General features: G+C 29.3%; 11 protein-coding genes. All 11 read right to left on the bottom strand.

What is annotated here, in order from left to right:
• Nucleotides 1–101: 101 nt before the first annotated feature.
• Genes NE665_RS03000 through NE665_RS02950 form a run of 11 tightly spaced genes read right to left on the bottom strand, consistent with a single transcriptional unit; the run spans nucleotide 102 to nucleotide 11,755 of the window.
• Complete coding sequence (locus NE665_RS03000) at nucleotides 102–416, bottom strand: hypothetical protein (RefSeq protein ID WP_233104518.1); 315 nt, start codon at nucleotides 414–416, stop codon at nucleotides 102–104.
• Between the two features lie 14 nt (nucleotides 417–430).
• A complete protein-coding gene (locus tag NE665_RS02995; protein ID WP_133302771.1) occupies nucleotides 431–1,684 on the bottom strand; it encodes a glycosyltransferase in 1,254 nt (417 codons plus the stop codon).
• 1 nt (nucleotide 1,685) lies between these two features.
• Complete coding sequence (gene rfbC / locus NE665_RS02990; protein ID WP_120146735.1) at nucleotides 1,686–2,252, bottom strand: dTDP-4-dehydrorhamnose 3,5-epimerase; 567 nt, start codon at nucleotides 2,250–2,252, stop codon at nucleotides 1,686–1,688.
• Complete coding sequence (locus tag NE665_RS02985) at nucleotides 2,249–3,166, bottom strand: NAD(P)-dependent oxidoreductase (RefSeq protein WP_009274160.1); 918 nt, start codon at nucleotides 3,164–3,166, stop codon at nucleotides 2,249–2,251. Before NE665_RS02985 ends, rfbC begins: the two co-directional genes overlap by 4 nt.
• A complete protein-coding gene (gene rfbG / locus NE665_RS02980; protein ID WP_233104517.1) occupies nucleotides 3,154–4,263 on the bottom strand; it encodes a CDP-glucose 4,6-dehydratase in 1,110 nt (369 codons plus the stop codon). The genes NE665_RS02985 and rfbG overlap by 13 nt, the downstream gene beginning before the upstream one ends.
• On the bottom strand, nucleotides 4,227–5,000 hold the full coding sequence (rfbF, locus tag NE665_RS02975; RefSeq protein WP_120146737.1) for a glucose-1-phosphate cytidylyltransferase: 774 nt from the start codon (nucleotides 4,998–5,000) through the stop codon (nucleotides 4,227–4,229). The genes rfbG and rfbF overlap by 37 nt, the downstream gene beginning before the upstream one ends.
• Nucleotide 5,001: 1 nt before the next feature.
• Nucleotides 5,002–7,236 carry a glycosyltransferase gene (locus NE665_RS02970; RefSeq protein ID WP_178759933.1) on the bottom strand — a complete coding sequence of 745 codons (2,235 nt, stop codon included), beginning with the start codon at nucleotides 7,234–7,236 and terminating at the stop codon, nucleotides 5,002–5,004.
• The gene (locus NE665_RS02965; protein ID WP_009274158.1) at nucleotides 7,230–8,387 is read right to left on the bottom strand and encodes a glycosyltransferase; all 1,158 of its coding nucleotides are present in this window, start codon (nucleotides 8,385–8,387) and stop codon (nucleotides 7,230–7,232) included. The genes NE665_RS02970 and NE665_RS02965 overlap by 7 nt, the downstream gene beginning before the upstream one ends.
• A gap of 6 nt (nucleotides 8,388–8,393) precedes the next feature.
• On the bottom strand, nucleotides 8,394–9,494 hold the full coding sequence (gene wecB, locus NE665_RS02960) for a UDP-N-acetylglucosamine 2-epimerase (non-hydrolyzing) (RefSeq protein WP_120146739.1): 1,101 nt from the start codon (nucleotides 9,492–9,494) through the stop codon (nucleotides 8,394–8,396).
• A 4-nt stretch (nucleotides 9,495–9,498) separates the two neighbouring features.
• The gene (locus tag NE665_RS02955) at nucleotides 9,499–10,623 is read right to left on the bottom strand and encodes a glycosyltransferase (RefSeq protein WP_120146740.1); all 1,125 of its coding nucleotides are present in this window, start codon (nucleotides 10,621–10,623) and stop codon (nucleotides 9,499–9,501) included.
• Nucleotides 10,610–11,755 (bottom strand): glycosyltransferase, encoded by a 1,146-nt coding sequence (locus NE665_RS02950; RefSeq protein ID WP_009274157.1) that lies wholly within the window; start codon nucleotides 11,753–11,755, stop codon nucleotides 10,610–10,612. The genes NE665_RS02955 and NE665_RS02950 overlap by 14 nt, the downstream gene beginning before the upstream one ends.
• Nucleotides 11,756–11,761 lie beyond the last annotated feature (6 nt).

The raw sequence follows: 11,761 nt of genomic DNA, 5'->3' as shown, positions 1-11,761 counted from the left end.
TGGTTTGGTCGCTTAAGAAAAATACCATATGGTTTTCTTATATTCAAATATTCTTATTTTATACGATGAATAAAAGCGATATTCATTCTTTTGATAAAGATCTACCCACATTTAGTACAGAAGAGCCATAAACTTCCTGATTTTTTATAAAATTTATTAGTTGCTGATAAAATACCATTTACTTCATCAATACTATTCTCTGCCAAGGGTTTGTAGAGTTGAACTATGGAAGCATTACCGATACCCGCTTCTACAAGAGCTAAATATCCTATAAATTGCGTTATAGATGAAACCATCCCATTGATGTCTGATCCGTATGTTGATATTAACAATTTAGGTAATATAATACCAGCTATTGCGGTTACTACTTGAAGAATAATTGCAGAAATAGAATTATTTATGGTGATGTATTTCATTTTAAGACCTACTTTCAATTATTTTCTTCATAGCTCTGCTTAACCCATGAATAGTTTTCTTTACGAAAAACGATACGTTTTAGTTCTGATAGATGTCTCCTCAACATGATTGTTTTCATTTGTTTATCCGTTATTGTGATACCAGTTTTATTTGAGATATTTAATATTCTCGTCATTATTGAATCTAATTTATAATTTGCTACTAACTTTAAATAACAGTTCTCAATCAAACACTTATATTCAGCCGATGACATATTCAAAACATCCTCTAAATACTGTTTGATTTCATAATATCCATCTTCATGTATTACATATGGCATTTCATAAAAAAAACCAGATGTCAAGCATTCATAGCTAAAATCTCTTACCGGTATTGCAGGTATACCGTTCTTTATTGCCTCCAAAACTGTAGTGCCAATTCCCACGTATAAATCAGATTTAAGAATGTATTTATCCAGTTCTATATAATCGATTGGACCTAGTAATTCAATCATCTTCTGTGCTTTCATGGGGAGTGCAGAAATGTAATCATTTATTTCTTTTTTTCCCTCACCCCAACCAATTATTGTTAATCTTATATTTGGATAATGAATAAACAGATTTGAAAAGGTATCGATTAATCCAAATATATAGGCTTTAAAAGGAAAGTCAAATCGTAAAATACTTAGAATTCTAAATATCGACCGATTTTTTTCTTTAACAGGGCAAACTTCTGGTATATCAATACCAATTGGAAATAATGCTAAGCTATCATCCCTATTGCTTATTTCATTTTTATTTAAAAAAGAGTTATAACACTCTTTATCCATAATATTTATATAATTATTTTCCCACATTTTTTTTATTACCTGTTTCCTAATCTGTGATGTTCCAGGATTTAAAGCCTCTGGATGAAGCATATAACAAAAATGGGTAAACTTATATTCTTTATTAACTGTCTCTATTTTTTTTGCTATAAGAAAGTCTTCGAATCTTGCATAGATAAAAAATATTTCTTTACTTTTATCTAAATTTAACTTTATCCTCGATGGCTTACCTTCATCAGACCTTTTAAAGCAAGGTATATTAAAATAAACTTTTACTCCTAATTCGATTAATTGATTTAAAAAAGATTTGTCATATGAAGAATTTTCAAAAAGGAAAAGAGAAGAATCATATTCATGTTTTCTCAGCCATTTAAACATTCTATAGAAGTATGTATCAGTACCTCCTAAAATAAAGTGTGGATTGATTATCACTATTTGAGTATTATCTTTTGTCCTACGCATTCTATAGTCCTTTACAAAAATCATTAAAACTTTGTAGTGTTTTGTCTTTTTCAGATATAATCAAATTTTTTTTACCACCTATTTCTTCTAGTGGCCAATTTATATTAATTGTTTCATCATTCCACATGATACCTGTATCATATTCACCATAAAATCTCTCAGCACATTTATATGATACAACGGAATCTTCAAGAACTAGATATCCATGCCCAAAGTTCTTTGGAATTAATAATTCAAAGTTGTTTTCTTCACTCAAGTAAAATCCTCTCCACTGTTTGAAAGTAGGCGATTTAGGTCGCAAATCAACTATCACATCATAAATTCTACCTTTGATACATCTCACTAACTTGGGTTGCTCCATCACTTTTTGAAAATGGATTGCTCGTATTACTCCTTTTTTAGATATAGTATAAAATACTTCAGCTATATCATATGCTATATTATTTTTTTCAAATGCTTCTTTTGAATAGTCCTTAATAAAAGCTCCTCTATCATCAGTTGAAATAAAGGGTTTAATTAGGTATGCGTCAGGAAGATCCAAATGTGTAAATTTGAATTTTTGTATCATTTTCTTATATCTCCTTTAATATATTCTAGTGTCAGCTTAATGCCTTCATCAAAGGTATATTTGTTAATATATCCAGTATCGTCCTTTACCTTTGATAATTCAAATTGTGAGTAATCAATACTTTTGCCATTAAATTCAATCTCCCCAAAGCCTAATGATGCTGTGTTATCAACAATATTTTTCAAAGCTATTAAATAGCTTTTTAAAGTATCTGGTTTTCCACTTCCTATATAATATGAATTAAACGCCTTTCCTTTGCTAGCAATTGCTATTATAGAGTTTATTGCATCTTCTATATAGATGAAATCATATGTTTGATTGCCTGCAGTAAAAGAACAATGCTCATTATTTAATAGCTTTCTTATAGTAGAATTAATCAATCTTGCAGATTTTTCACCAACCCCATATATATTAGTAATAATCACTGGTATGAATTCAATTTCAATTTGATATGCAAGCGTTTCAGCCATTAAATGCGCTGCTAACTTGCCTGTGCCGTATATGTATCCGGGTCCCGGTTTAATATCATTTTGACTAAGATACTCGTATGTTTCGATTTCATTAATACTGGATGCGTAGATAAATTTTTTACAATTTAACTTTTTTGCAAACTTAACGCAATCACATGTCATTTTCACATTTTTCAGTTGTGCTTCATAATCTGATCTTTGAGGTCCAGATGTAGCTGCCCATGCTAAATGAAAAAATGCAACATATTTCGCTTTTTGAAGTTTCTCTACGATCTCATCAACATTAAATAAGTCACATTTAATAGTCTTAACATTTTTGTGACCAAATATATCATCCGAAAAACTTCGATCTAGCGCAATGATAAAATAGTTCTTCTCAATTAATTTCGTTATCAAATTTCTACCAATGAATCCATTTGCACCAGTAACTATTACACTTTCCATTTGTATTCCATCTCCTCTAAATATTCAAGTATTTGATTTTTTGTTAAATCCTCTATATCTTCATTTTGATAAAAACATTTACTCCACAACACTGTTTCTCTTACTGCTTTTTCTACATTCCATATAGGCTTCCAGTTTAAGACACTTTTGGCTTTTGAACAATCAAGTTTTAGAAAATTTGCTTCATGAGGTCCGCTTATATCTATACAATTCCAGTTGCTACCGTCTCCCCACTCTTTACAAAACAAAGTGACAATATCGCCAGTGGTTAGACAATCACTTTCATTTGGGCCAATATTATACTGGCTTGCATAAGCATAATCAGCATGTTGAAGCTTAGCTAAATATAGATAAAAAATCACAGGTTCAAGTACATGCTGATAAGGTCTAGTTGAATTAGGATTTCTAACAGAAATAATTTTCTTTTCATTTGTATATTTTACACAATCAGGTATAATTCTATTTTCATTAAAATCTCCTCCACCGATAACATTTCCAGCTCTACATGTGGAAACAGGGAGTTTCATGTCTTTAAAAAAAGAAGATATATAGGAGTGCGTAACTAACTCGCTACATGATTTACTATTAGAATAAGGGTCGTATCCGTTAAGTCTATCATTTTCTCGATATCCATAATACCATTCTTCATTTTGATAAACTTTATCAGTTGTAACATTTATGAAGGATTTAACGCTTTTTGCCTTTCTCACACATTCACATATATTAACTGTTCCCATTACATTTACATCATATGTATAAACAGGATCTGAATATGAATTCAAAACAAGAGGCTGAGCCGCTAAATGAAAAACTAATTCTGGTTTTACTTCTTCAAATATACTATTTAATCCATTTATATCTCGTATATCACAAATCCTTGAATCAACTTTGTCCTGTAAGTTTAAGATTGTATATAAGTTAGGTTTCGTATTAGGTTCCAATGATACCCCTATAACTTTTGCTCCTAATAAATATAAAATATATGACATCCAACTACCTTTAAACCCGGTATGCCCTGTAATAAGGATTTTTTTCCCTTTATAGAAGTCCTTCATTTTATCTACCAGACTTTCCAAGGAGCACTGTTGTTTTCCCATAGCTCATTTAATTTTTCATGATCCCTTTTTGTATCCATACATTGCCAAAAACCTCCATGCTTGAAAGATTTTAATTGTCCCATAGAAGCTATTGTTTCTAGTGGCTCCTTTTCAAACATAATAGTATCATCTTTGATATACTCGAAGATTTCAGGATTCATAGCCATAAATCCTATATTGATCATGGAACCGTCTTGACTGGATTTTTCTCTAAAACATTTTATTGTATTATTCTCATCGATATCCAAAACACCAAATCGTTGGCCAAGACTAAATGAGGTCATAGTACCAATTTTTCCATGCGCTTTATGAAATTCAAGCATCTCTTTGATATCAACATCAGCAACCCCATCGCCATATGTTACCATGAACGTTTCCTTACCTATATATTTTTCTATTTTTTTAATTCTACCACCAGTCATTGTATTTAACCCCGTGTCGACAATTGTTACTGTCCAAGGCTCTGATACGTTATTATGGATTATCATCTCATTTCCTTTTGAAAAATCAAATGTGATATCGGATCTATGCAAAGCATAATTATAGAAGTATTCTTTTATAACATGTTGCTTGTATCCTGCACAGATTATAAATTCATTGAAACCATAATGACTGTACAACTTCATTATGTGCCATAAAATAGGCTGATCGCCAATTTCAATCATTGGTTTTGGCTTAAGATGTGACTCTTCACTAATGCGAGTTCCGAATCCTCCGGCTAATATTACTACCTTCATTTTATTTCCTCCTCTTTAAAATATTTATGAATTGATAAATGGGATTATCAATATTCTGGTTATTGTATATAAAATATAAATGCTTAAAAGTATGCTTGATTAAAAGTGATTTATCATCATTAGAGCAATAAATCTTATGATATAATCGCATGTATAAAATATATAAGCTAATGAATTCAAAAATATTGTTAATACCACTATTTTCTTTTAATCGCAATTTCATATATAAATGATAAAGCTTACACTTATCATTAGACAATATAGATAGAATTTCACTTTTAATCTTCTCTACATCGTTTATCAGTACATTTATATTATTATTTGAATCATTATCACCAATTCTATACATCAAAAGACTTTGTGGTAAATTAGCTAATTCTCCATAAGCTGAAAGGTCAAGCCATAGTTTATAGTCAGCCGAAATTTTATACTCCGTGTTATAAGAAAGTTTATATAGATTTATTATTTCACTCCTCATAGTTACTGATGGATGTGCAAACGGAGAGTCCATTAACATGTAGGCACGAATGCCTTTATCCGTTAAAGGCATCTTATGATAAGCTAAAACTCTATTTCGAGAATCAATCGTTTGGAAATCAGAGCCAACAGCTACGACTTCTGGATGCTCTTCTAAATAAGTTACTTGTAGTAGCAATCGGTCTTTTGATGCTAAATCATCAGCATCAATTCGAGCGATGTATTTCCCTGTACAATATGTCAGACCTTTATTTAGTGAAAATACTTGACCTTTGTTTTCCTCATTAACGAAAATTTTTATTCTAGGATCTTTTAATTCTTGCATTATCTTCACAGTATTATCTATTGAATTATTATCTATGATAATAAATTCAAAATTTTGATAGGACTGTTTTAGAATACTCATAATTGTATCAATAACAGTTTCTCTGTTATAGACAGTAAGCAGTACACTAACTAAAGGATTTTCATTTTCAGTCTTAACTGGATTATTTGAGTTCTCCTCAATCAAAATTGATGAAATCAAAATCATTATCAAGAAAATTGAACTACCTGAAAGTGATTCACCCTTAAAATTAGATATAAAACCAAATAATAATATCATAACAAATATAGAGCGCTTGTATTTTCTGTTCAAACTATTTACTTTTAAGATTTTTAATGTATATATGATAAGCGTAGAGTAGAATAGTAACGCATATACTAGTCCTCCTCTAAAAATATCATTTACGTAGCCGATATCAGACATAGCTCCAACTGTTGCGATTCCTATATCTCCATAAATCCTTGAGCCAATTCCAAGCCACAAATGGATCCCTTTTGGAAAATAAAAGACTTTAGATAATGCAAGAAATGTTCCAGTCAATTTACCAGATAATAAATTCCTTAAATCTATAAGGCCTAAATTAAACCAGTTAGTCCAACTATCATCTAACACATTCATAATTAATAATAGAACTATAACAATCACGGATGCAAAGAAAATCAATTTTTTAAATGAAAATTTATTTTTCTCGTAGTATATTATAATAATTATTATTAAAGTTGCAAGGAATATAAAAAAACCAGTACGCCCATTTAACAGCGAAGCAAGCATATTTAATAATGAAATGAAACCATATTTTTTTTCCTTATACTCTATGAATTGAATAAAAGAAAGAGAAGCAATAATTGATAACAATATTGCAAATGAAAATGTATAATCACTTGCAATTCCAAATATTCTCGTTGTTGTTATTCCTAATAGATTTAGTTCATAGTAATTTGGTATACCTGAGATATAAAGCTGGTTAGCTATCTCCTTTAAAGGTTGAAAAACCATCATTAATATACATATAATCGCCTGTACTGTCCCTAGATTTAAAACAAATGATAATCTATCTTTTTTATTTTCATAACAGCAAAATATACCCATTATTAAATACATAAGTAAATATAATTTAAGAGGTAGAATGATTCCAGTAATATTTTGTGATAAAGAATAATTATTTACATATGTCACTACAACGGTGTAATAAGATAAAAGAATAAATACAATGTTAATATAAAGCCATTTTCTATACGAACAAAAGTTAAATAATTTCTTACCGTATACAACTGTCAATAAAACAGCTAGGAATAGTAATATATTTGAATTTTTAAAAAAAGAAAAGAAATTAGAAAAATCTGGCATGTATAACAAATAAAAAGCTAGTAAAAACAAAAAAAAGTAGTTTTTATTGTTCTTCACTATTCCATTAAACATATTTGATTTTAGCATAATATTTTTTGTATTTCCTTTCTTATTTCTGTGTTCGAAATTTTTAATTTAGTATTACTTTTTAATATTTTTAATTTCGATTTATCGGTAATTAGTTGTTCAATCATATCTACATAATTTGAAGTTTTATTCTGAACAACTATCCCATTATTGCTATCTATAATTTCATCGATTGACTCAAAATGACCACATAGAACTGGTGTTCCTATAAATAATGATTCTGATATCGCTAAACCAAATCCTTCACTTTTGGACGTAGATACATATAAATCTGCAGCATATATATAAGGATACGGATTCTCAATATGACCAAGTAGCTTTATATTCACTAGATTCATCTTATGAATTGCATACCGTAAATCATTATAAAGTGGCCCATCTCCAAGGATCCACCATTCAAAATCGTAACCCATTTTTTTTAGCTTTTTGCTTATTTCTAAAATCATATATGGATTTTTATTATTATCTAGTCTTGCTACCGTCACGATTGTGAATCTTTCTAACTTTTCCACAGCAACTTCGTTAATTTTATTTTCAATATCTTTTTGATTCAAAAAATTATATATAACAATTGTTCTATTCTCAAGATCTTTATTGAATTTCAAAAATGACTCTTTTGTCTTTTCTGAAACAGTAGCAATAATATCAAATTTGTGGTATTCACAATTATTAACAGGTGTATTTAAATTCATATGTTCATAATTTGCATGAATCCAACCAATTTTTTTAGGCGCTTTTACTTTTTCAATAGCAAACTTATTTGATCCAAAATACAGTGAATGGTCGCTAACATTGTTAGTAAAAGAAATTACTATATCGAAATTAAATGCCCTTCTTTCTGTCTTAAATATAAATTTATAAACAATATCAGATCCTGCTAATTTACACATAATTGCAAGTATTTTTCTTATAACTAACTTTCCTTTATTTTCATTACTTAGTTCATTGCTTGTACTTGCAATGATTTGAAATAATTTATTTGGTTTTATCACTTTAACATATTTGGGAATATGTTTCATATCCTCTTCAGTAATGTGAAAAGCAAATAAATAAACTTCTTTATCATTTATTGGCAAATTATTTAGTAAATTTAGTAATGAAATACGTATGCCCCCTTTCCTTAGGGCATCAATAACAAATAATATTTTCATAGACACCTACAAATATTTTTCCAATATATCAACGATTTTTTGTGATGCAGTACCATCACCATAAGGATTAAAAGCTTCTGACATAAGTTTGTAACTACTTTTATTATCCAGTAATTCTTTGAAATTCTTATATATATCCTCTTCATTAGTTCCCACAAGTCTAAGTGTTCCAGCTGTTACACCCTCAGGTCTTTCTGTAGTATCCCTCATTACTAATACAGGTTTTCCAAGAGAAGGGGCTTCCTCTTGTATACCACCACTATCTGTTAGTACTAAATAAGATCTAGACAGAAAATTGTGAAAATCCAAAACATCTAATGGATTAATGATATGAATATTTTTGCATCCCCGCAATTCTTCTTCTGCTGCCTTTCTCACCACTGGATTCATATGTATTGGATATATAGCTTTAACATCTTTATATTCATTCATGATTCTTCTTATTGCTCTAAACATTTGATGCATGGGTGTCCCTATATTTTCTCTTCTGTGTGCTGTTATTAATATCAATCTTGAGCCTGTCGCCCATTCCAGTTCTTTATGTGAATAATTGTCATTCACTGTAGTTTTCAGAGCATCTATTGCTGTATTACCTGTAACAAAAATTGTTTCTTCTTTCTTTCCTTCTTTAATTAAGTTAATTTTACTTTTCTCAGTTGGAGCAAAGTTAAATTTGCTTATTAATCCAACAGCTTGTCTATTAAATTCTTCTGGATATGGTGAATAAATATTATATGTACGCAATCCAGCTTCAACGTGCCCTACAGGTATTTTCAAATAATAACAAGCTAATGACGTCACAAACGTAGTAGATGTATCTCCATGGACTAAAACAATATCAGGATTAACTTGAATTAGAACATCTTTTATTTTATCCAAAATTCCAATCGTGATATCAAATAAAGTCTGCTCTTGTTTCATGATAGATAGATCATAATCTGGCTTAACTTTAAAAGTTTTTAGAACTTGATCTAACATTTCTCTGTGCTGACCAGTTACACAAACTAGCGTTTCAAACTTTTTTTTATCTTTTTTTAACGCATTTACTAAAGGACACATTTTAATCGCTTCGGGTCTTGTACCAAAAACAAGCATAACTTTCTTCATATAATTAACCTCCACATATATCACAATAAAGTTCTAAAAGTTTCACTTCCATAACATCCCAAGAATATTCCTTATCATAAATTTTTATCATTTTGTTGCTTATTTCCTGCCATTGTGATTTTTTACTGATAAGGATATTTATACCCTCGTTCAAAGATTCTGCAGTATAATCTATACAGACACCTATTTCATTATCAGATACTATTTCTGACATCCCAGTATTTTTCACCATTATTAAAGGTTTCCCTAACATTAGCGCCTCATAGAATTTGTTAGGTGCTGCATATATATGATTTCCTATTTTTGGATCATATATGGCAGTGATAATATCACATTTTTTTTCTAATTTTAAGGTTTCATTATATGATAACTTTCCATAAAAAAAGATATTATCATATGTCTTTGAGGCCTCTAAAAAGAATTTCTCATATTTTCCGAATCCACCGATATGCAGTTCACAATCACTTCTTTTTGAAATAACCTCGAGCATTTCTTTTAAAAGTCTAAAATCCTGTAATATACCAACATAAACTAATTTTGTTTTTGTTTCAGGATTTTTAAAATTTGAAATTATTTTTTTCGGTGTGTTATGTATAATTGCTAGTTTTCTTGGATGAGTTCCAGCGATTTGATTTTTCCTTTTTTCTGTGCATATAATCGTAGCATCAGCACTATTAATAATGTGATTTTCCATCCGTTTTATTGTTTTTTTTAAAATATTGGTTGCATCTGTGCTTAAATAATCGAAAATATCGAAAATGATTCTCTTTTTTGTAAACATTGTACTTAAATTTGAGACAAACGCTGTATCGAAATCACAAGCGTGTATTACATCATATACTTCTTTGTTTTTTATTAGCCATTTTAAAATGTATAGTTGAAATTTGATAAAAGGAAGAAGATTTTTAAACCCTTCACCAAAAGAAGCTTTAATTCCTATCCTGTAAATAGGTACTTCACCAGAAGCTAACTCTAATGATTCTTTTTTTTCTCTGTAGTCCTTAGACCTATCCCACGCTATTGCAAAAACATTATAGTCATTAGATAAAAGGGTATCCATTTCTTTTTCGACACGTGAATCAGGATTTATGGGATTTGATCTGATGAACACGATATTATTCTTTCTCATTTGATTCCTCTTTATAAATATAAATCATTTTACTTCCAATTGATTTCTTATCAAATTTACTCATATTTGTTTTTTTGAATTTAACTTTATTATCATTAACTAGCATAATATATTTATTATATTGCTCATTTGTATTTACCAGAAAGCCATTAACACCATTCTCAATTAAGTCAGCATTTCCTCTAATATTAGAAGCAATGCAAGGAAGTCCACAAGCAATTGCCTCCATTAGTGATACGGATAATCCCTCCCTTTTTGATGGAAAAATGAAAACATCAACAGATTTCATGATTTTAATAATGTCATTCTTATAACCTAGTAGATGTACCCTATCCATAACACTTAAATCTTTTGCCTGTCTTTCATATTCTTCTTTCAATGCGCCAACTCCACAAATTAAATAATGTACTTCCTTTGGCAATATAGGAAGAGTTTCAATTACTATTTTGTGATTTTTGTTTATATTTAGTTCACCTACTGAAAGAAGTAAAAATGAATTTACTGGAATGTCTATTTCTTTACATAGCGCTTCTTTATTTCCTTTTATATTTTCAATTTCATCCAGATTTATGCCTACTCCTGGAACATACTTAACAATTCCATTTTTCTTTAATTTAAATCTTTTTGCTGCTTCATAATCTTCTTTGTTAATTGTAATTAATACATCAGTATATCTAGCTCCAATTTTTTCTATGTTTCTAAAGATTAAATTCTTAAGTGGATTATTACCTTTATAAAAATGAAACCCATGTGCTGTGTAAATCATTTTACAGGATTTATATATATTACTATTTTTGTAAGCTATTCGAGTAATCAAGCTAGAAATAGGTGTGTGCGTATGAACTAGTGTGTAATTTCTACTATTTAATAAATCCTTTATTTGCTTATAAGAAATTATTAATTTTTTCATATCTTTAGGGCTTCTTGAAAAACTAATATTAAATGTTCTTATATTTAATTCCTTTAATTCATTTTCAAACCTATTGATTCTTTCTTCTTTCCAAACTGTATAATCATCAAAATTGCAGGCAACATCTACCTTATATCCTAGTTCTTGTAGTATTTTGATATTATTCATATTAAACTGTCCAATCATTGATGGAACAGTCGCAGTCATTAATACTCTTTTCATACTTTC

The organism is Clostridium sp. DFI.1.208, assembly GCF_024463855.1.
In the GTDB taxonomy this organism is placed as follows: Bacteria; Bacillota_I; Bacilli_A; order Erysipelotrichales; family Erysipelotrichaceae; genus Clostridium_AQ.
The sequence above is the reverse complement of the archived record's forward strand: the minus strand, read 5'-3'. Positions and strand labels throughout refer to the sequence as shown.

What these genes read in the sequence shown, in the direction of transcription:
- rfbF (WP_120146737.1), bottom strand. Translation starts at nt 5,000, where the DNA reads ATGAAGGTAGTAATATTAGCCGGAGGATTCGGAACTCGCATTAGTGAA.
- NE665_RS02955 (WP_120146740.1), bottom strand. Translation starts at nt 10,623, where the DNA reads ATGAGAAAGAATAATATCGTGTTCATCAGATCAAATCCCATAAATCCT.
- NE665_RS02995 (WP_133302771.1), bottom strand. Translation starts at nt 1,684, where the DNA reads ATGCGTAGGACAAAAGATAATACTCAAATAGTGATAATCAATCCACAC.
- NE665_RS03000 (WP_233104518.1), bottom strand. Translation starts at nt 416, where the DNA reads ATGAAATACATCACCATAAATAATTCTATTTCTGCAATTATTCTTCAA.
- NE665_RS02965 (WP_009274158.1), bottom strand. Translation starts at nt 8,387, where the DNA reads ATGAAAATATTATTTGTTATTGATGCCCTAAGGAAAGGGGGCATACGT.
- wecB (WP_120146739.1), bottom strand. Translation starts at nt 9,494, where the DNA reads ATGAAGAAAGTTATGCTTGTTTTTGGTACAAGACCCGAAGCGATTAAA.
- rfbC (WP_120146735.1), bottom strand. Translation starts at nt 2,252, where the DNA reads ATGATACAAAAATTCAAATTTACACATTTGGATCTTCCTGACGCATAC.
- rfbG (WP_233104517.1), bottom strand. Translation starts at nt 4,263, where the DNA reads ATGGGAAAACAACAGTGCTCCTTGGAAAGTCTGGTAGATAAAATGAAG.
- NE665_RS02985 (WP_009274160.1), bottom strand. Translation starts at nt 3,166, where the DNA reads ATGGAAAGTGTAATAGTTACTGGTGCAAATGGATTCATTGGTAGAAAT.
- NE665_RS02950 (WP_009274157.1), bottom strand. Translation starts at nt 11,755, where the DNA reads ATGAAAAGAGTATTAATGACTGCGACTGTTCCATCAATGATTGGACAG.
- NE665_RS02970 (WP_178759933.1), bottom strand. Translation starts at nt 7,236, where the DNA reads ATGCTAAAATCAAATATGTTTAATGGAATAGTGAAGAACAATAAAAAC.